Origin of the sequence: Nocardioides marmotae (genome assembly GCF_013177455.1) — a bacterium.
Lineage (GTDB): Bacteria > Actinomycetota > Actinomycetes > Propionibacteriales > Nocardioidaceae > Nocardioides > Nocardioides marmotae.
Window position 1 is genome coordinate 1,652,010 of record NZ_CP053660.1, and the last position, 19,381, is coordinate 1,671,390.

The window sequence follows — 19,381 nt, forward strand, 5'->3', positions numbered from 1 at the left end:
CGTTGTGGTTGACGGTGGGGAGAAGTGGGTTAAAGTGGTGCGAAGTGGAGGAACTGCCCGACGGAGGTGCCCGATGTTCTTCATGGGCACCTACACCCCCCGGCTCGACGAGAAGGGGCGGCTGTTCCTCCCGGCGAAGTTCCGGGACCGACTCGCAGAGGGGCTCGTGGTGACGCAGGGTCAGGAGAACTGCCTGGTCGTGTGGCCGAGCGACGTCTTCATGCAGGAGGCACAACGGGCCCGGGCGACGCCGATGACCAACAAGTCCGCCCGTGAGTACGCCCGCGTGCTCTTCGCCGGCGCGGACGAGGGGTCGCTGGACAAGCAGGGCCGCATCTCGATCCCCGCCAACCTCCGCGACTACGCGTCGCTGGAGAAGGACGTGGTCGTCATCGGCGTGATGGACCGGATCGAGATCTGGGACCCGGCTCGCTGGGAGGCCTTCTCCACCGAGGCCCAGCGCAAGTTCGCCGAGCTCGACGAGGCCGGCGAGGACTGACCAGCCACACGGCAGCACCGAGCTCCACAGACAGAACCGAACAACGGATCCGCAGGGCCAGGTCTCTGGCCCGCTCTCCCTGCCAGCTGGCGCACCTTCCCCGGTGCCAGGTGGCGGCCTTCCCCCACAGGGGGGAGCGGGCAGGAGACCTGGCCCTGCGGCGCCGCAGCACCCCGTGCACGCACCACCACGCACCACCGCACCACCGCCCCACCTCGCCCCACCCACGGGCACCACCACGCACCACCCGGCACCACCGACAGCAGGGGTCGAACCGATGAGCACCACGCACGTGACGTCCGCGAGGACGAGCGACGGTGCCGCTCCGCGCGTGCGGCACCAGGCCCGCGAGGCCGCCGCCCTGATGGCCTTCTCCGCGCTCAGCTCGATCGGGCTGGCCGCCACCTTCCTCCTGCTCACCCGGCTCGGGGGCTGACCCGCGATGAGCGCGCCCCGTCACGTACCGGTGCTGCTCGACCGGGTCGTCGCCCTGCTGCAGCCCGCGCTCGAGCACGACGGCGCCGTCCTGGTGGACTGCACCCTCGGCCTCGGCGGGCACACCGAGGCCGTCCTGGAGCGGATCGGCACCGCCCGGGTCATCGGCATCGACCGGGACACCGAGGCGCTGCGCCGCGCCGGCGAGCGGCTGGCGGCGTACGGCGACCGGTTCACCGGCGTGCACGCGGTCTACGACGAGCTGCCCGACGTCCTCGACGACCTCGGCCTCGCCTCGGTCGACGCGGTCCTCTTCGACCTCGGCGTCTCCTCGATGCAGCTCGACGTGCGCGAGCGCGGCTTCGCCTACGCCGAGGACGCCCCGCTCGACATGCGGATGGACGGCACGACCGGCCCCACCGCGGCCGACGTGCTCAACACCTACTCCGCCGGCGAGCTGACCCGGGTGCTGCGCGACTACGGCGAGGAGAAGTTCGCCAAGAAGATCGCCCACGCCATCGTCCGCCGCCGTGAGTCCGAGCCGTTCACCACCTCCGGCCCCCTGGTCGAGCTGCTGTACGCCGAGATCCCAGCACCGGCGCGCCGTACCGGCGGGCACCCGGCGAAGCGGACCTTCCAGGCGCTGCGCATGGAGGTCAACGACGAGCTGGCCGTGCTGCGCCGCGCGATCCCGGCGGCCATCGACGCCATCGGGGTCGGCGGCCGCGTGGTCGTGGAGTCCTACCACTCGCTGGAGGACCGGCTGGTCAAGCAGGCCTTCACCGCCGCGACCCGGTCCACCGTCCCGCTCGACCTGCCCTTCGTGCCCGAGGGGAGCGAGCCGGCGCTGCGCCTGGTCACCCGCGGTGCGGAGCAGGCCGACGAGCAGGAGATCGCCCAGAACCCGCGAGCGGCCTCGGTCCGCCTGCGTGCCATCGAACGGCTTCGCGCATCCCAGGGAGCAGCCTCATGAGCACCACCTCGAGCAGCGCCGCGGCCCAGCTCCGCCACCGCGTCCCGCGGCTGGCCGAGGCCGCGGTCGAGCGCGCCCGGCTGACCGTCGTCCCGAGCACGCGGGTGCGCACCACGCGGGTCCCGTTCGTGACGCTGGTGACGGTGCTGCTGCTCGGCGGCGTCGTCGGGCTGCTGCTGTTCAACACCCAGATGCAGCAGGCGTCGTTCGCGGCCACCGCCCTGGAGAAGCAGGCCGCCAACCTCGCGGCCCGCGAGCAGACCCTCACCATGGAGATCGAGCGGCTGCGCGACCCGCAGAACATCGCGACCCGGGCGACCCGGCTCGGGATGGTCGTGCCGACCGCCCCGACGTTCCTCGACCTCGACACCGGCGAGGTGCGCGGGGCGACGGCGCCGGCCGGGCCCGAGGCCAGCCTGCCGATCAACCCCGCGCCGCCCGCCCTCCCGGCCGTGCTCGCCCCGTCGCCGAACGTCGTCGAGGTCGAGGCGCCGCCGGAGGGCGTGCTGCCCGAGGGCCGTGACGAGGGTCGTGGCGAGGGCGCTCCTGGGGACGGCGGCCGCGGAAACTCCGGCGACACGGGCCGCGGTGACGGCGACCGGGGCCGCGACGGGGGTAGAAACTCAGCTGAGCCCCAGCAGCCCCAGGGCTCCCAGCAGACGCAGCAGAACCAGAACCAGCAGCAGAACCAGCAGCGGAACCGCTGACCTCCGCTGGCAGGACCGCCGAGCAGCACCACCGAGCAGGACCACCGAGCAGCAGGATCAGGGAGACACTCCGTGCGCCGTACCCGCCCCGTTCGCGCTCGAGGCGGTCTGCGAGGTTCGCCGCACCTGCGCCTGCGGGTCGGGTTCGTCCTCATCGCGATGGTGCTCTCGATCTTCGGCGGGCGGCTGGTGCAGCTCCAGGGCCTCGATCCCCGGTCCTACGCCGAGATGGCGGCCGCGGAGGGCTCGCGCAACGTCGTGCTCCCCGCCGCCCGCGGCGACATCCTCGACCGCAACGGCGAGCCGCTCGCGGACTCCGTCGACGGCCTGATGGTGGTCGCCGACCCGAAGCTGACCACCGACGACGCCTCGGAGATCGCGACCTTCCTCGCCCGTCGCCTCGACGTCGAGTACGTCACCACGCTCGAGCGGCTCCGCGAGGAGGGCAGCCGCTATGAGTACATCGCGCGTCAGGTGCCCTCGACGCTGGCCATGGACGTGGTCTCCGAGGCCCGCGAGCTCGGCTACGACGGGATCTTCACCCAGCGCGACCCGGTGCGGGAGTACCCCGCCGGCGACGTCGCCGCGAACGTGGTCGGCGCGCTCGGCATCCCCGACCCCGTCGAGGGCGACCGGCCCCTCGTCGGGCTGGAGCTGGCCTTCGACGACTGGCTGGCCGGCACCGACGGCTCGGCCCGCTACGAGGTCGGCGGCGGCAACAAGCTGCCGCTGGGCGACAACGTCAAGGTCGCCCCGGTCGACGGCAAGGACCTGGTCACCACGATCGACCGCGACATGCAGTGGTACGCCCAGCGCGTGCTGGCGCAGACCACCCGGACCGCCGGGGCCAAGTCCGCCTTCGCGGTGATCATGGACAGCCGGACCGGCGACCTGCTGACGCTGGCCGACTACCCGACGTTCGACGCGAACGCGCCCGAGCGGGCCAAGAAGGTCAACCGCGTCTCTCGCGCCCTCGGTGACGTCTACGAGCCCGGCTCGGTCCAGAAGGTGCTGACCATGGCGGCGCTGATGGACGCCGGCAAGGTCACCCCCCGCACCCGGATCACCGTGCCGCCGCTGCTCCGGCGCCAGGACAGCCCCATCGGCGACTGGTTCGACCACGGCGAGATCAATCTGACCCTCGCCGGCGTGCTGGCGAAGTCCTCCAACATCGGCACCGTGCTGGCCGCCGACGAGTTCGACGAGGGCGAGCTGCGCGACTACCTCGTCGACTTCGGCCTCGGCTCCCACACCCGCCTCGGCGTGCCCGGCGAGTCCGCCGGCATCCTGCCCAGCGGCGCCCTGTGGACCGACCAGACCGAGGACCGCATCGCCTTCGGCCAGGCGCTCTCGGTCAACGCCGTGCAGATGGCCGCGGCGGTCAACACCATCGCCAACGGCGGCGTGCGCGTGGACCCCAGCCTGATCCAGGGCACGGCGGTCCTCGGCGACGGCACCGAGGTCGGCACCGAGGTCGCGACCCGCCGACGCGTCGTCAGCGAGCGGGCGGCGACGCAGACGATGAAGATGATGGAGCTGGTCGTCGACCCCGAGGAGGGGGTCGCCCCCGGCGCCGCCGTCCCGGGCTACCGGGTGGCCGGCAAGACCGGCACGGCCCAGCGCGCGGTGGCCGGCGGGTACGACGGCTTCACGGTCTCCTTCGCCGGCTTCGCGCCCGCCGACGACCCGCGGTTCACCGTCTACGTCGTCGTCCAGGAGCCGAGCAACGGCGGGGGCGGCGGCTCGGTCGCCGGACCGGCCTTCGCCAAGCTCATGGGCTACGCCCTGCGCCGTTACGGGGTGCCCCCGACGGGCGCCGAGCCCTCCCGCCTCCCGGTCGAGTGGTGAGCCGCGGCGATACCCTCGCTGCGTCATGACAAGCCCTCTCCGGCCGCGGCACCCGCGGCGCACGTCCCTGTCCGACCTGGTCGCCGAGGTGGGCGACCTCGACCTCGTCCGCACCGGTGAGCGAGGTGAGGAGACCGTCGTCACGGGGGTCTCGCTCAGCTCCCAGCGCGTCGAGCCCGGCGACCTGTACGCCGCGCTCCCGGGCGCCCGCGTGCACGGGATCGAGTACGCCGCCGCGGCGGTCGAGGCCGGCGCGGCCGCGGTGCTGACCGACCCGGCCGGCGCCGAGCGAGCGCCCGGCGACGTACCCCTGGTGGTCGCGGAGGACCCGCGGGCGCTGCTCGGGCGGCTGGCCGCCCGGGTCTACGGCGACCCGGCGACGCGGATGCGGATGATCGGCGTCACCGGCACCCAGGGCAAGACCACCACGACCCGGCTCGCCGAGGGCGGGCTGGAGACCGCGGGCGTGCCGGCCGCGGTCATCGGCACGGTCGGCACCCGCGTGCGCGGAGCCGACGTGCGCACGACCCTGACCACCCCGGAGGCACCCGACCTGCACGGCCTGTTCGCCACGATGGTCGAGCAGGGCGTCGAGGCGTGCGCGATGGAGGTCTCCAGCCACGCGCTGGTCATGGGGCGCGTCGACGGCATCGTCTTCGACGTCGCGGTCTTCTTGAACCTCGGGCGCGACCACCTCGACTTCCACGCCGACGTCGAGGACTACTACCGCGCCAAGGCCTCGCTGTTCACCCCCGAGCGGGCCCGCCTCGCGCTGGTCAACGTCGACGACGAGCACGGGCGGCGGCTGGCCGCCGAGACGACCGTGCCGGTGCGCACGTTCTCCGCGGCGGGCGCGGAGGCCGACTGGCGGGCCGTCGACGTCGAGCTCCACCCGCACGGCTCGCGCTTCCGGGTGCTCGGGCCCGACGGGCTCGTGGTCGAGGCCGCCTGCCCCATCCCCGGCGCCTTCAACGTCGCCAACACCCTCGCCGCGGTCGCCGCGTGCGCCGAGGCCGGTCTCGGGGCCGAGCGGGTCGCCGCGGGCATCGCCGGCGGGGGTGGGGTACCCGGCCGCCTCGAGCGCGTCGAGGCCGGCCAGGACTTCGTCGTGGTCGTCGACTACGCCCACAAGCCCGACGCCGTCGAGGCGGCCGTGGCCGCGCTGCGCCCGGTCACCGAGGGCCGGCTGATCGTGGTCCTCGGCGCCGGCGGCGACCGCGACCCCGGCAAGCGGCCGATCATGGGCGAGATCGCCTCCCGGCTCGCCGACGTGCTCGTCGTCACCGACGACAACCCCCGCACCGAGGACCCGGCCGCCATCCGCGCCGCCGTCCTCGCCGGCGCGACCGGCGGGGCCGAGGTCGTCGAGGTCGGCGACCGGCGCGCGGCGATCCGCGAGGCGCTCGGCCGGGCCGGCTCCGGTGACGTGGTGCTCGTCGCCGGCAAGGGGCACGAGACCGGCCAGGAGGTGGCCGGCGTGGTCCACCCGTTCGACGACCGCGAGGTCGTCCGCGAGGAGCTGGAGGTGCGCGCGTGATCCCGATGACGCTGGACGAGGTCGCCGCGGTGGTCGGCGGCGCCGTCGACGGGGACGGCAGCACGCAGGTCACGGGCCCGGCGTACGTCGACAGCCGCGAGCCGGTCGTCGGCGGGCTGTTCGTCGCGGTGGCGGGGGAGCGGGTCGACGGGCACGCCTACGCCGAGCACGCCCACGCCGTCCTCGGCAGCCGCCCGACCGGGCGCCCCACCGTGGTGGTCGAGGACCCGGTCGCGGCGCTGGGCCGGCTGGCGCGCCACGTGCTCGACCGCACCGGGGCGACCGTGCTCGCCCTGACCGGCTCCCAGGGCAAGACCGGCACCAAGGACTACCTCGCGCACGTGCTCGCCACCGTCGCCGGCAGCGGCGTGCCCGGCAGCGTCGTGGCGACCCGGGGCAACTTCAACAACGAGCTGGGCGTCCCCCTCACCGTGCTGCGCGCGACCCCCGACACGACCCACCTGGTGGTGGAGATGGGCGCGCGCGGCATCGGCCACGTCGCCGAGCTGTGCCGCGTCGCCCCGCCCGTCGTCGCCGCGGTGCTCAACGTCGGCACCGCCCACCTGGGCGAGTTCGGCAGCCGCGAGGCGATCGCGCAGGGCAAGGGCGAGATCGTCGAGGCGCTGCCCGCGGGCGGCACCGCCGTGCTCAACGCCGACGACCCGCTGGTCGCCGCGATGGCCCCGCGGACGGCGGCGCGCGTGCTCACCTTCGGCGAGGCCGGCGAGATCACCTGGCGCGGGCTGGTGCTCGACGAGCTCGGCCGGGCCTCCTTCGAGCTCGGTACCGCGGGCACGTGGCACCCGGTCGCGCTGCGGCAGGTCGGCGCCCACCAGGTCGCCAACGCCGCCGCGGCCGCCGCCATGGCGCTGGCGGCCGGCTGCGACCTCGCCGACGTCGCGGCCGCGCTGTCGAGCGCCGAGAGCGCCTCGCGGTGGCGGATGGAGCTGCGCGAGCGGGCCGACGGCCTGGTGGTCATCAACGACGCCTACAACGCCAACCCCGCCTCGACCGTCGCCGCCATCGACGCGCTCGCCGCCATCGGGCGGAGCGGCACGCGGCGTACCGTCGCGGTGCTGGGGGAGATGCGCGAGCTCGGCCCCACCAGCCACGACGACCACGTCGGCGTGGGCCGCGCGGCCGCGGAGGCCGGCATCGACGTCGTCGTCGCGGTCGGCGAGCCGGCGGCCGGCGTCGCCGAGGGCGCCCGATCGGTGCCGGACTGGACCGGTGAGGCGATGCTCACGGCGGGGCGGGACGAAGCACTCGCCTGGGTGCGGGAGAATGCTCGGGCCGGGGACGCCGTCCTCGTCAAGGCCTCACGCGGTGCCGCGCTCGAGGTGCTCGCCGAGGGACTGCTGGAGGACGTGACGTGAGAGCCGTACTGCTCGGGGGTGGGCTCTCCCTGCTCATCTCCCTGCTCGGCACCCGGGTCGCGATCACGCAGTTCACCCGGCTGGGCTACGGCCAGGAGATCCGCGACGACGGGCCCACGAGCCACCACACCAAGCGCGGCACGCCGACCATGGGCGGCGTCGTCATCATCGCCGCGACGGTCGTCGGCTACTTCGCAGCGAAGCTGATCACCACCTCGGCGCCCTCGGCCTCGGCGCTGCTGCTGCTCTTCCTCTTCGTCGGCATGGGCCTGGTCGGCTTCCTCGACGACTTCATCAAGATCTCCAAGCAGCGCAGCCTCGGCCTGCGGAGCAAGGCCAAGATGGTCGGCCAGACCGTCATCGCCGTGGTCTTCGGGCTGCTCGCGCTCTCCCCGTGGCTGGAGGACGACCGCGGCCGCACCCCGGCCTCGAACCACATCTCCTTCATCCGCGACTTCACCGCCATCGCGCTGCCCACCGTCGTGGTGCTCGCGCTGATCTGGCTGATCGTGACCGCCACCTCGAACGCGGTGAACCTCACCGACGGCCTCGACGGCCTGGCCACCGGCGCGAGCGTGATGGTCTTCGGCGCCTACACGCTGGTGAACATCTGGCAGAACAACCAGTCCTGCGCGATCTCGCCCGGCGCCACCTGCTACGAGGTCCGCGACCCCCTCGACCTCGCCGTGATCGCGGCCGCGATCACCGGCGCCTGCTTCGGCTTCCTGTGGTGGAACGCCTCGCCGGCCCAGATCTTCATGGGCGACACCGGGTCGCTCGCGCTCGGCTCCGCGCTCGCAGGGCTCGCGATCCTCACCCGCACCGAGCTGCTGCTCATCGTCCTCGGCGGCGTCTTCGTCGTCGAGACCCTCTCGGTGATGCTCCAGGTCGGCTGGTTCCGCCTCAGCGGCGGCAAGCGGATCTTCCGGATGGCGCCCATCCACCACCACTTCGAGATGCTCGGGTGGGAGCAGGTCACGGTGGTGATCCGGTTCTGGATCGTCACCGGGCTGTGCGTGGCCGCCGGCCTCGGGATCTTCTACGCCGAGTGGGTCGCGGGGATCTAGTGGCCGACCACCGACCCCCGGTCGAGAGCCTGGGCCGCCGCGACGCCTGGGAGGGCGTGCGCGCGGTCGTCGCCGGCTTCGGTGTCTCCGGCTTCGCCGCCGCGGACAACCTGCTCCACCTCGGCGCCACGGTCACCGCGCTCGACGAGTCTCCGGCCGGCAAGGAGGAGAAGGCCGAGCTGCTCGAGGTCCTCGGCGCTTCCGTCCGGCTGGGGGAGGGCACCACCGCGGTCCTGCCCGACGACGTCGACGTGCTGGTCGCCAGCCCCGGGTGGCGACCCGACGCCCCGCTGCTCGCCCAGGCACGCGCGCGCGGCGTACCGGTCTGGAGCGAGGTCGAGCTCGCCTGGCGGCTGCGCGATCCCGAGTCCGCCGCGCCGTGGCTGGCGGTCACCGGCACCAACGGCAAGAGCACCACCGTGCTGATGCTCGACGCGATCCTGCGCGCGGCCGGCCTGGCCAGCGTGGCCGCCGGCAACATCGGCCTGCCGCTCGTCGAGGTGGTCATGGACCCCGCGCCGTACGACGTCCTCGCCGTCGAGCTCTCCAGCTTCCAGCTCCACGACACCCGCTCGATGGCCGCCGAGTCCGCGGCGGTGCTCAACATCGCCGAGGACCACCTCGACTGGTACGCCGGCCCCGACCCGCTGGGTGCCTACGCCGCCGACAAGGGCCGGATCTACGAGAACGTCCAGCGGGCGTGCGTCTACAACGTCGCCGACCCCGAGACCGAGCGGCTCGTCCGCGAGGCCGACGTGCAGGAGGGCGCCCGCGCGGTCGGGTTCACCCTCGGGATGCCCGGCGTCGGGATGCTCGGGCTGGTCGAGGACATCCTGGTCGACCGGGCCTTCATCGAGGAGCGCGGCACCAGCGCGGCCGAGCTCTGCACGATCGACGACCTGCCCGGCTCCTCGCCGCACCTGGTGGCCGACGCGCTGGCCGCCGCCGCGCTCGCCCGCGCCCACGGCGTCTCCCAGCAGGCGGTGCGCGACGGGCTGCGCGGCTTCCGCCTCGAGCCGCACCGGACCGAGGTCGTCGCCGAGCACGCCGGGATCACCTGGGTCGACGACTCCAAGGCCACCAACCCCCACGCCGCGCTCGCCTCGCTGCAGGCCCACGACCCCGTCGTGTGGATCGCCGGCGGCCTGGCCAAGGGCGCCTCCTTCGACGGCCTGGTGCGCGCCGTGCGCGACCGGCTGCGCGGCGTGGTGCTGCTCGGGCGGGACCGGGCCGTCATCGCCGAGGCGCTCGCGCGACACGCGCCCGATGTGCCGGTGATCGACGTGGGCGCCGGTGAGACTGGTCCCGAACAGGCTCCCATGGAGCGCGTCGTGGAGGCGGCGGCCACGTTGGCCCGACCCGGCGACACGGTCCTGCTGGCTCCCGGCTGCGCCTCCATGGACCTGTTCCCCAGCTACGCCGACCGCGGGGAGCAGTTCGCGGCGGCCGTACGGAGAAGGACCGGTCGGGACTGAGCGAGGAGGCGGGCAGTGGCCACCACCGTCGAGCCTCCCGCCACCGATGCAGCCGGCACCTCCGAGCCGGACCGGCCGAGCCGGTTCGCCTGGTTCGCGGCGGCCCGCGAGGCGCTCGACAAGCCGCTGACGGCCTACTACTTGCTGCTCGGCGCCTCGAGCCTGCTGCTCACCATCGGGCTGATCATGGTGCTCAGCGCCTCGAGCGTGTACTCCTTCCGCGTCTTCGACAACTCCTACGCGATCGTCACCCGCCAGCTCATGTGGGTCGCGCTCGGCCTGCCGGCGGCGTACGTCGCCAGCCGGCTCTCGACGCGCTGGCTCAAGCGGCTCGCGTTCCCCGGCTACCTCATCGCGCTGGTGCTGCTGCTGATGACCGCCTTCCTCGGCGTCACCGTCAACGGCAACCAGAACTGGCTGGCCCTCGGTCCGGTCCAGATCCAGCCCTCGGAGATCGCCAAGCTCGCGCTGGTGATCTGGGCGGCGGCGACCTACGCCAACAAGGAGCGCCGGCTCGGCCAGCTGCACCAGATCATGGTCCCGGTCGTGCCGGGCCTGCTGCTGGCCACCGGCCTGGTCGTCGCGGGCCGCGACCTCGGCACCGCGCTGGTCTTCGTGGCGATCCTGCTCGGGCTGCTGTGGGTGGTCGGCGCCCCGGCCCGGTTCTTCGGCTTCAGCCTCTCGATCCTCAGCGTGCTGGCGATCTTCATCGCCTCCACGAGCTCGGAGCGGCTGGGCCGGATCACCAACTTCGTCGACCCCTTCCAGGACTACCACGACGCGGGCTGGCAGCCGGCCCACGGCCTCTACGCGCTCTCCACCGGCGGCGTCTTCGGCCAGGGCATCGGCGCGAGCCAGCAGAAGTGGGGCGACCTGCCCGAGGCCCACACCGACTTCATCTTCGCGGTGCTCGGCGAGGAGCTCGGCCTGATCGGCACGCTCCTGGTCGTCGGGCTCTTCCTGACCATCGCCTACGCCGCCCTGCGGGTCGCCCGTGAGACCGCCGACCCGTTCGTGCGCTACTGCACCTTCGGCATCGTGGTCTGGCTGATCGGCCAGATGATCATCAACGTCGGCATGGTGCTCGCCCTGCTGCCGGTCATCGGCATCCCACTGCCGCTGATCTCCTACGGCGGCTCGGCGCTGCTCCCGTCCCTCGTCGCCCTCGGCCTGCTCATCGGCTTCGCCCGCCGCGAGCCCGAGGCGGCGCGCGCACTGGCCCACCGGAAGCGCGCCCGCAGCCGCACGCTCGTAGGCTGACCCGCGATGCGCGTCCTGCTCGCCGGCGGAGGAACCGCCGGCCACACCTCGCCCCTGCTCGCCACCGCCGACGCCCTGAAGCGGCTGCGGCCCGACGTCGAGATCACCTGCCTCGGCACACCCCGCGGTCTGGAGAACCGCGTGGTCCCCGAGGCCGGGTACCCCCTCGAGCTGATCCCGCCGGTGCCGCTTCCCCGCAAGCCCGGCGCCGACCTGCTGCGCGTGCCCGGCCGGCTGCGCGCCGCCGTCCGCGCGACCAACGACGTGCTCGACCGGGTCCGGCCCGACGTGGTCGTCGGGTACGGCGGGTACGTCTCGGTGCCGGCGTACCTCGCCGCTCGGCGCCGGGGCCTCCCCGTCGTCGTCCACGAGCAGAACGCCGTGCCCGGGCTCGGCAACAAGGTCGGCGCGCGGGTCGCCCGCCGGGTCGCGGTCTCCTTCCCCGAGACCCCGCTGCCCAAGGCCGAGCACGTCGGGCTGCCGATCCGCCGGATGATCTCCGCGCTGGACCGCGCGGCCCTGCGCGGGGAGGCCCGGGCGTTCTTCGGCCTCGACCCCGACCTGCCCACGCTCGTGGTCACCGGCGGCTCCCAGGGAGCGCGCCGGCTCAACCAGTCGGTCTCCGGCGCGGCCGCCGCGCTCGGCGAGGCCGGGGTGCAGGTGCTCCACGTCGTCGGCCCGAAGGGCGAGGCCACGCCGGCCCCGACCGGCACGCCGTACGTCGTCGTGGACTTCGTCGACCGGATGGACCTCGCGCTGGCCGCCGCCGACCTCATGGTCTGCCGCGGCGGCGCCAACAGCGTCACCGAGGCCGCCGCGACCGGCGTCCCGGCGATCTTCGTGCCGCTGCCGATCGGCAACGGCGAGCAGGCCCACAACGCCCGCCCGGTCGTCGACGCCGGGGGAGCGCTGCTGGTCTCCGACGCGGCCTTCACCTCCGACTGGGTCGCCCGGACCGTCCCCGCCCTGGCCCGGGACCGCGAGCGGCTGGCCGCGATGAGCGCCGCCGCCAGCGGGCTGATCCCGCGCGACGCCGACGAGAAGCTGGCCCGCATCGTCCTCGAGGTCGGCGCGTGAAGGTCCCCGTCCCCGCCACCGTCCCCGCCGCCGAGGACCTCGGGCGCGTCCACTTCGTCGGCATCGGCGGCGCCGGCCTGTCCGGCATCGCCCGGATCATGCTGGCCCGCGGCATCGCCGTCAGCGGCAGCGACGGCGTCGACAGCCCGACGCTGGCCTCGCTGCGGGCGGCCGGCGCGACCGTGCACGTCGGGCACGACGACGCCCACGTCGCCGACGCCGACACCCTCGTCGTCTCCACCGCCGTGCGCGAGGACAACCCCGAGTACCTCGAGGCCGTCCGCCGCGGCCTCCTCGTCCTGCCGCGCTCCACCGCGCTCGCCTCGGTGATGGCCGGCCGCCGGGTCGTCGCCGTCGCCGGCACCCACGGCAAGACCACCACCACCTCGCTGCTGACCGTCGCCCTCCAGGCCGCCGGCGCCGACCCCACCTACGCCGTCGGCGGGGAGCTCGCCGCCACCGGCACCAACGCCGCCGAGGGCGCCGGCGAGCTGTTCGTCGCCGAGGCCGACGAGAGCGACGGCGCGTTCCTGCACTACAGCCCGTACGCCGCGATCGTCACCAACGTCGACGCCGACCACCTCGACCAGTGGGGCACCCCGGAGGCCTACGCCGCCGCGTTCGACGAGTTCGCCGACACCCTCGACCCCGACGGGTTCCTCGTCTGCGTGGTCGACGACCCGGGAGCGGCGGCGCTGGCCGCCCGCCAGCGGGACCTCGGCCGCCGCGTCGTCACGGTCTCCACCCGGGCAGACGGTGCGGCCGACGGCTCGGTCGGTGGTTCGGTCGGTGGTTCGGTCGATGTCGGGCCGGACGCGCTCGCCGGGGTCACGCTCTGGTCGCCGGGGGACCACTACCTCGCCGACGCGCTCGCCGCGCTGGCCGCCGGGATCACCCTCGGGCTCGACCCCGACGCGCTGCGCGCCGGCCTGGCGTCGTACACGGGGACGAAGCGGCGGATGGAGCCCAAGGGCGAGGCCGGCGGCGTCCGCGTCTACGACAGCTATGCCCACCACCCGGTCGAGATCGTCGGGGACCTGCAGTCCGCGCGGGCGCTGGCGGGGGAGGGGCGCCTGGTCGTCGCCTTCCAGCCGCACCTGGTCTCGCGCACCCGGATCTTCGGCGAGGCGATGGGCCAGGCGCTCGGCGCGGCCGACGAGGTCGTCGTGGCCGACGTCTACCTCGCCCGCGAGGACCCCGACCCCGAGGTCACCGGGGCGTACGTCGCCGCCTCGGTGCCGCTGCCGGCCGACCGGGTCGCGTTCGTGCCCGACCTCGAGGACGTCGCCGCCGAGCTGGTGCGCCGCGCGCGCCCCGGCGACCTCGTGCTGACCCTCGGCGCCGGCACGATCACCACCGTCGGCCCCCGCGTCCTGGAGCTCCTGCCCGACCATGGCTGACCGGTCGAGCACCGACACCTTCGAGCGCACCCGCCGCCGGTTCGCCCGCCGGCAGCGCGCGGGCCGGCGCCGCCGGTGGCTCACGGCGCTCGTCGTGGCGGTCGCGCTGGCGCTCGTCGTCGGTGTCACCTGGCTGGTGTTCTTCTCCGAGCGGCTGGCGGTCCAGGGCGTGGAGGTGCGCGGCACCGAGAGCCTGAGCGCGGGCGAGGTCCGCAGCGCCGCGGACGTGCCCACCGGCGAGCCCCTCGCCACCCTCGACCTGGCCGCGATCGAGGCCCGGATCGAGACGCTGGCCGCGGTCCGCGAGGTCGACGTCTCGCGCCAGTGGCCGGACTCGGTGCTGGTCGTGGTCGAGGAGCGGGTGCCGGTCGCGGTGGTCTCCATCGGCGGGGAGTTCCGCGGGCTGGACGCCGAGGGCGTCGTCTTCGACCGGTTCCGCCGGGCGCCGGCGGGCCTGCCGCGCGTCGAGGTCACCGCCGACGTCGCCGACGACGCGCTCGTCGAGGCCGCGGCCGTGGTGGCCGCGCTGCCCGCCGACCTCGCCGCCCGCGTCGACCACGTCGAGGTCCGCACCGTCGACCAGGTCACGCTCGAGCTGCACGACGGACGCACGGTCCGGTGGGGGAGCGCGGAGGACTCCGAGCAGAAGGCCGAGGTCCTCGCCGGCCTGCTGGAAGCCCAGCAGGCGCCCATCTACGACGTCTCCGCCCCCGGCCAGCCCACCGTCTGCACCCAACCCGCCGTCTGCGGAGACTCCTGACCCGTCGAGGTGGCACCCCTGCAGGGTCGAGGTGGCGCCCGTGCAGGGTCGAGGTGACACCCCTGCAGGGTCGAAGTGGCAGCGCTGCAGGATCGAGCCCTGCAGCATTGCCACCTGGAGGCTGCAGCACTGCCACCTCGCGGCTGCACGAGTGCCACCTCGGCGCGAAGGAAGACGCGCGACACGCGGCGTGTCCTCCCGGAGCGGACCGCGCCGGGTGCCTACTGTCGTCGCTACGACGAGGTTGACATAACTATAACCCTCCACCTGAGGGTCAGAGTTGAGGCCCGGCCGCGTCGGACGAACTTCCAGCGGGTCATCCCCGCACCCCACCGGACCGACCACCAGCGAAAGGCGAAGCCGCCGTGGCAGCTGCACAGAACTACCTGGCCATCATCAAGGTCGTGGGCGTCGGCGGTGGCGGCGTCAACGCCGTCAACCGGATGATCGAGGTGGGGCTCAAGGGTGTCGAGTTCATCGCGATCAACACCGACGCCCAGGCCCTCCTCATGAGCGACGCCGACGTCAAGCTCGACATCGGCCGTGAGCTGACCCGTGGCCTCGGCGCGGGCGCCAACCCCGACGTCGGCGGCCGCGCCGCCGAGGACCACGCCGACGAGATCGAAGAGGTCATCAAGGGCGCCGACATGGTGTTCGTGACCGCGGGCGAGGGTGGCGGCACCGGCACCGGCGGTGCCCCCGTCGTCGCCCGGATCGCCCGCTCCCTGGGCGCGCTGACCATCGGTGTGGTCACCCGGCCGTTCGCCTTCGAGGGTCGCCGCCGCGCGAACTCCGCGGAGGAGGGGATCGCCGCGCTCCGCGAGGAGGTCGACACCCTCATCGTGATCCCGAACGATCGCCTGCTCTCGATCAGCGACCGCAACGTCTCGGTGCTCGACGCCTTCAAGCAGGCCGACCAGGTCCTGCTCCAGGGTGTCTCCGGCATCACCGACCTGATCACCACCCCCGGCCTGATCAACCTCGACTTCGCCGACGTCAAGTCGGTCATGGCCAACGCCGGCTCCGCGCTGATGGGCATCGGCTCGGCCCGCGGCGAGGACCGCTCGGTCGCCGCTGCCGAGATGGCCGTCTCCAGCCCGCTGCTCGAGGCCTCGATCGACGGCGCGCACGGCGTGCTGCTCTCGATCGCCGGCGGCTCCGACCTCGGCCTGTTCGAGATCAACGAGGCCGCGGCTCTCGTCGCCCAGGCCGTCCACCCCGAGGCCAACATCATCTTCGGCGCGACCATCGACGACGCCCTCGGCGACGAGGTGCGGGTCACCGTCATCGCCGCCGGCTTCGACGGCGGTACGCCGAAGCGTCGCGACGAGGGCACGGTGCTGCGCCGCGAGACCAAGCCGCAGCAGTCGCAGGAGGAGACCCGCAACGCCGCCCAGGCGCTCGCGAGCACCCGTCGCGACGACGTACCCGCCCGCCAGGAGCAGCGCGAGCCGGTCCCCGCCGCGACCCGCCCGCAGCAGCCCCCCGCCGCCCCGGCGCAGCCCGCGCACCGGCCGGCGCCCCGTCAGGTCCAGTTCGACGACGACGAGCTGGACGTGCCGGACTTCTTGAAGTAACGCCCTTGTTCGCCTTCCGCACGACGCACGGCCCCGCCGGCCGGTCCGTGGAGCTCGCCTTCACCGACCGCCTCGGCGGGGTCAGCAGCGCGCCGTACGACGAGCTCAACCTCGCCGCGGAGGGTCCGGACGCCGCGGAGGACCGCGCGGAGAACCTCCGCCGAGTCCTCGCCGAGCTCGCCCCGGATGCTGCGCTGGCCGACCTGCGCCAGGTGCACGGCCGCGAGGTCGTCACCGCCGACGGGCCGCTCGAGCGGGCGACCGGCGACGGGTTGGTCACCACCCGCACCGACCTGGTGCTGATGGTCCGCGTCGCCGACTGCGTGCCGGTGCTGCTCGCCGGCGGGACGGTCGTGGGCGCGGCCCACGCCGGCCGCGCGGGGGTCGTGGCGGGAGTCGTGCCGGCCACCGTCGAGCGGATGCGTGAGCTGGGGGCGACCGAGGTGGTCGCCTGGATCGGCCCGCACGTGTGCGGGGGTTGCTACGAGGTACCGACGCAGATGCAGGAGGAGGTGGTGGCGGTGGAGCCGACGACGCTCGCGACGACGACGTGGGGCACCCCGTCCCTGGATCTCGGCGCCGGGGTGCGCGCCCAGCTCGAGCGGCTGGGGGTCGAGGTCGCCGAGGCCCCGGAGGCCGCCCGGTGCACCCGGGAGGCGCCGGACCTCTACTCCCACCGTCGCGACGGCCGGGGAGCCGGACGGCTCGCCGGGCTTGTGCGGAGGCTTCCGTGAGCCGCCGCGAGGAGCTCGCAGCCGGCCTCGGCGCAGTCCGGGAGCGGATCGCCGGCGCGTGCGCCGCGTCCGGCCGCGACGCCGAAGAGATCACGCTCGTGGTGGTGACCAAGTTCTTCCCGGCCTCCGACGTGCGGCTGCTGGCCGACCTCGGCGTCACCGACGTGGGGGAGAACCGCCACCAGGAGGCCGAGGCGAAGGCCGCCGAGTGCGCCGACCTCGGCCTGCGATGGCACTTCATCGGCGGCCTGCAGTCGAACAAGGCGGCCGCGGTGGCGGCGTACTCCTCCGTCGTGGAGTCCGTCGACCGGCCCAAGCTGGTGGGCCCGCTGGCCCGCGGGGCGGCGACGCGCGAGGAGCCCCTCGACGTCCTGCTCCAGGTCAGCCTCGACCCGCCCGGTCGCGAGGGCCGTGCCGGCGTCGACCCCGACGCCCTGCCGGCCCTGGCCGAGCGGGTGGCCGGCGAGGAGCGCCTGCGGCTGCGCGGGCTGATGGCGGTCGCCCCGCTCGGCGAGGACCCGGCCACGGCGTTCGCCCGGCTGGCCGAGATCCGCGCCACGTTCGTCGCCGAGCACCCCTCGGCGTCCTGGTTGTCCGCCGGCATGTCCGGCGATCTCGAGCACGCGGTGCGCCACGGCGCGACACACGTGCGGATTGGCTCCGCGGTCCTCGGTTCGAGGCCCACGGACAAGTAGTGTCCAGATCATCCCATGAGTGCCCCCCGCGGGCGCTGAGTCCCGAAAGGTCACACCCATGAGCGGCGCGATGCGCAGGATCGGTGAGTACCTCGGCCTGCTCGAGGACACCGGCCGGTACGACGAGTACGACGGCGACGACTACCACACGCAGGAGACGACGCCGGTCGCCGCTGCGGCCCGTGCGCCGCGTCCGCGCAGCGCCGCCGCTCCGGCCCCGGTCGCCGACCTCGCCGAGCGCCGCCGCCCGGTGGCGCCGGTGCCCTCGCCGGGCGTGGTCGCCGAGCTCAGCCGGATCACCACCCTGCACCCGAGCACATACAACGAGGCGCGCACCGTGGGGGAGAACTTCCGCGAGGGCGTCCCGGTGATCATGAACCTCTCGGAGATGGACGACGCCGACGCCAAGCGCCTGGTCGACTTCGCCGCCGGCCTCGTCTTCGCCACCCGTGGCACCATCGAGCGCGTCACGAACAAGGTCTTCCTGCTGTCTCCGCCCAACGTCTCGGTCGCCGCTGAGGACAAGCAGCGCATCGCCGAGGGCGGCTTCTTCAACCAGAGCTGAGGTCAGGTGCACGTAGTCGGGTCGATCATCGAGATCGTCCTCTGGGTCTTCATCGCGCTCTTGTGGGTGCGGTTCGTCGTCGACTGGGTGCAGGTCTTCGCCCGCTCCTGGTCGCCGACCGGACCGCTGCTGGTGGTGCTCGAGGTCGTCTACTCCCTCACCGACCCGCCGATCAAGGCGTTGCGGCGGGTCGTCCCGCCGCTGCGCCTGGGCAGCGTGGCGCTGGACCTCAGCTTCATCCTCGTGATGATCACCGCCTACGTGCTCCTCCAGGTCAACCGCGCGATCTTCCTGTCCTAGGGGTTTGCGCACCGCCGGGTTCGCCCGTCTGACCAGCGGGTCCGCCGGATCACACCCGGCCCGGACCAGGCGCTATTGTTCGACCGAGCAGCTGGCACACGCATGTCTGTGCACGCGCACCGCCACAACCGACACGACAACGAATGGGTGAGGTCATGCCGCTGACGCCTGAGGACGTGAGCAACAAGCGCTTTACTCCTGTCCGGCTCCGTGAGGGCTACGACATGGGGGAGGTCGACCAGTTCCTCGACGAGGTGGAGGCCGAGCTCGCGCGGCTCACGAAGGAGAACGACGACCTCCGGGCCAAGCTGTCCTCCGTGCAGTCGGGCACCCAGCCGGTGCCGGTCGCCCAGCCCGAGCCGACGCCGGCCCCGGCGCCGCAGAAGGCGCCCGAGCCCGAGCCGGCCCCGGTCGCAGCGCCCGTCGCCGCGAACGTCGGCGGCCCGGTCGAGACGATCCGCGTGGAGACCGTCCCGCAGGCCTCCAACGCCGCGGCCCGCCTGCTCGAGATCGCCACGCGCAACGCGGACGAGCTCGTCGAGGAGGCCAAGAACGACGCCGACAAGATCGTCGGCGAGGCCCGCACCAAGGCCGAGCGGCTCGAGTCGGAGTCCAAGACCAAGGCCGACCGCCTGGAGTCCGACGCTCGCACCCGCGCGCAGATGCTGGACTCCGAGACCGCCGAGCGCCGCCAGCAGATGTTCGGCGAGCTCGAGCGCGAGCGGGACCGCCTCAGCAACGAGGTGGAGACCCTCCGCTCCTTCGAGCGCGAGTACCGCTCCCGCCTGAAGACCTACTTCACCCAGCAGCTCGAGGCCCTCGGCACCACCGAGAGCGCCGCGCCGACCGACGAGCAGCCCGCCCCCAAGCGGCTCCGCTCGATCCTCGGCGAGGACGAGTCCTGAGGTAGGGACCCCGCCGCCCCGCGCGGCACAGCACGACCTCCCGGACGGCCGGCCCTCGTGGCCGGCCGTCCGTCGTACGTCCGCGCCTCGGAAGCGCACGGTTGGCCCGGTTGGCGGGCTGGACTACCCTCCGCCCAACACGTTGGCCCACCGGTCGCCGTGCGCAGCAGGCTCCAGCGAAGTAGCCCCGC

19 protein-coding genes are annotated in these 19,381 nt (G+C 73.9%); all 19 read left to right on the forward strand.

Going from position 1 to position 19,381, the window contains the following annotated elements:
• The first annotated feature begins 82 nt into the window (after nt 1–82).
• Nucleotides 83–499: a division/cell wall cluster transcriptional repressor MraZ gene (gene mraZ / locus HPC71_RS07995; protein WP_316932047.1), complete on the forward strand. Its 417-nt coding sequence runs from the start codon at nt 83–85 to the stop codon at nt 497–499.
• A gap of 277 nt (nt 500–776) precedes the next feature.
• Nucleotides 777–935 (forward strand): hypothetical protein, encoded by a 159-nt coding sequence (locus HPC71_RS08000; RefSeq protein ID WP_154611972.1) that lies wholly within the window; start codon nt 777–779, stop codon nt 933–935.
• 6 nt (nt 936–941) lie between these two features.
• A complete protein-coding gene (rsmH, locus tag HPC71_RS08005; RefSeq protein WP_154611971.1) occupies nt 942–1,907 on the forward strand; it encodes a 16S rRNA (cytosine(1402)-N(4))-methyltransferase RsmH in 966 nt (321 codons plus the stop codon).
• Complete coding sequence (gene ftsL, locus HPC71_RS08010; RefSeq protein ID WP_154615083.1) at nt 1,904–2,614, forward strand: cell division protein FtsL; 711 nt, start codon at nt 1,904–1,906, stop codon at nt 2,612–2,614. The genes rsmH and ftsL overlap by 4 nt, the downstream gene beginning before the upstream one ends.
• A 72-nt stretch (nt 2,615–2,686) precedes the next feature.
• The gene (locus HPC71_RS08015) at nt 2,687–4,462 is read left to right on the forward strand and encodes a peptidoglycan D,D-transpeptidase FtsI family protein (RefSeq protein ID WP_253943950.1); all 1,776 of its coding nucleotides are present in this window, start codon (nt 2,687–2,689) and stop codon (nt 4,460–4,462) included.
• A gap of 25 nt (nt 4,463–4,487) precedes the next feature.
• Complete coding sequence (locus HPC71_RS08020) at nt 4,488–5,999, forward strand: UDP-N-acetylmuramoyl-L-alanyl-D-glutamate--2,6-diaminopimelate ligase (protein WP_154615084.1); 1,512 nt, start codon at nt 4,488–4,490, stop codon at nt 5,997–5,999.
• A 5-nt stretch (nt 6,000–6,004) separates the two neighbouring features.
• Nucleotides 6,005–7,375, forward strand: coding sequence for a UDP-N-acetylmuramoyl-tripeptide--D-alanyl-D-alanine ligase (locus HPC71_RS08025; protein WP_154615161.1), 1,371 nt, complete (start codon nt 6,005–6,007; stop codon nt 7,373–7,375).
• A complete protein-coding gene (mraY, locus tag HPC71_RS08030) occupies nt 7,372–8,442 on the forward strand; it encodes a phospho-N-acetylmuramoyl-pentapeptide-transferase (RefSeq protein ID WP_171896505.1) in 1,071 nt (356 codons plus the stop codon). The genes HPC71_RS08025 and mraY overlap by 4 nt, the downstream gene beginning before the upstream one ends.
• A complete protein-coding gene (gene murD / locus HPC71_RS08035; RefSeq protein WP_171896507.1) occupies nt 8,442–9,917 on the forward strand; it encodes a UDP-N-acetylmuramoyl-L-alanine--D-glutamate ligase in 1,476 nt (491 codons plus the stop codon). Before mraY ends, murD begins: the two co-directional genes overlap by 1 nt.
• Before the next feature lie 15 nt (nt 9,918–9,932).
• On the forward strand, nt 9,933–11,177 hold the full coding sequence (gene ftsW, locus HPC71_RS08040; RefSeq protein ID WP_171896509.1) for a putative lipid II flippase FtsW: 1,245 nt from the start codon (nt 9,933–9,935) through the stop codon (nt 11,175–11,177).
• A 6-nt stretch (nt 11,178–11,183) separates the two neighbouring features.
• Entirely contained in the window at nt 11,184–12,254 is a 1,071-nt protein-coding gene (gene murG, locus HPC71_RS08045) for an undecaprenyldiphospho-muramoylpentapeptide beta-N-acetylglucosaminyltransferase (RefSeq protein WP_154615085.1), read from the forward strand.
• The gene (gene murC / locus HPC71_RS08050) at nt 12,251–13,654 is read left to right on the forward strand and encodes a UDP-N-acetylmuramate--L-alanine ligase (RefSeq protein ID WP_171896511.1); all 1,404 of its coding nucleotides are present in this window, start codon (nt 12,251–12,253) and stop codon (nt 13,652–13,654) included. The genes murG and murC overlap by 4 nt, the downstream gene beginning before the upstream one ends.
• Entirely contained in the window at nt 13,647–14,414 is a 768-nt protein-coding gene (locus HPC71_RS08055) for a cell division protein FtsQ/DivIB (protein ID WP_154615086.1), read from the forward strand. Before murC ends, HPC71_RS08055 begins: the two co-directional genes overlap by 8 nt.
• 365 nt (nt 14,415–14,779) lie before the next feature.
• Complete coding sequence (ftsZ, locus tag HPC71_RS08060; RefSeq protein WP_171896513.1) at nt 14,780–15,991, forward strand: cell division protein FtsZ; 1,212 nt, start codon at nt 14,780–14,782, stop codon at nt 15,989–15,991.
• Between the two features lie 5 nt (nt 15,992–15,996).
• A complete protein-coding gene (locus tag HPC71_RS08065) occupies nt 15,997–16,725 on the forward strand; it encodes a purine nucleoside phosphorylase YfiH/LACC1 family protein (RefSeq protein WP_171896514.1) in 729 nt (242 codons plus the stop codon).
• Nucleotides 16,722–17,420: a YggS family pyridoxal phosphate-dependent enzyme gene (locus HPC71_RS08070; RefSeq protein WP_171896516.1), complete on the forward strand. Its 699-nt coding sequence runs from the start codon at nt 16,722–16,724 to the stop codon at nt 17,418–17,420. The genes HPC71_RS08065 and HPC71_RS08070 overlap by 4 nt, the downstream gene beginning before the upstream one ends.
• Nucleotides 17,421–17,478: 58 nt before the next feature.
• Entirely contained in the window at nt 17,479–17,985 is a 507-nt protein-coding gene (locus tag HPC71_RS08075) for a cell division protein SepF (RefSeq protein ID WP_154611965.1), read from the forward strand.
• Nucleotides 17,986–17,991: 6 nt separating this feature from the next.
• Complete coding sequence (locus HPC71_RS08080; protein WP_171896518.1) at nt 17,992–18,285, forward strand: YggT family protein; 294 nt, start codon at nt 17,992–17,994, stop codon at nt 18,283–18,285.
• Nucleotides 18,286–18,440: 155 nt separating this feature from the next.
• Entirely contained in the window at nt 18,441–19,190 is a 750-nt protein-coding gene (locus HPC71_RS08085) for a DivIVA domain-containing protein (protein WP_230084298.1), read from the forward strand.
• The last annotated feature ends 191 nt before the right edge of the window (nt 19,191–19,381 follow it).

Excerpts from the sequence above, each read along its gene's own strand:
- HPC71_RS08020 (WP_154615084.1), top strand. The coding sequence starts at position 4,488 with ATGACAAGCCCTCTCCGGCCGCGGCACCCGCGGCGCACGTCCCTGTCC.
- HPC71_RS08085 (WP_230084298.1), top strand. The coding sequence starts at position 18,441 with ATGCCGCTGACGCCTGAGGACGTGAGCAACAAGCGCTTTACTCCTGTC.
- ftsL (WP_154615083.1), top strand. The coding sequence starts at position 1,904 with ATGAGCACCACCTCGAGCAGCGCCGCGGCCCAGCTCCGCCACCGCGTC.
- mraZ (WP_316932047.1), top strand. The coding sequence starts at position 83 with ATGGGCACCTACACCCCCCGGCTCGACGAGAAGGGGCGGCTGTTCCTC.
- HPC71_RS08075 (WP_154611965.1), top strand. The coding sequence starts at position 17,479 with ATGAGCGGCGCGATGCGCAGGATCGGTGAGTACCTCGGCCTGCTCGAG.
- murG (WP_154615085.1), top strand. The coding sequence starts at position 11,184 with ATGCGCGTCCTGCTCGCCGGCGGAGGAACCGCCGGCCACACCTCGCCC.
- HPC71_RS08000 (WP_154611972.1), top strand. The coding sequence starts at position 777 with ATGAGCACCACGCACGTGACGTCCGCGAGGACGAGCGACGGTGCCGCT.
- HPC71_RS08055 (WP_154615086.1), top strand. The coding sequence starts at position 13,647 with ATGGCTGACCGGTCGAGCACCGACACCTTCGAGCGCACCCGCCGCCGG.
- rsmH (WP_154611971.1), top strand. The coding sequence starts at position 942 with ATGAGCGCGCCCCGTCACGTACCGGTGCTGCTCGACCGGGTCGTCGCC.
- HPC71_RS08025 (WP_154615161.1), top strand. The coding sequence starts at position 6,005 with ATGACGCTGGACGAGGTCGCCGCGGTGGTCGGCGGCGCCGTCGACGGG.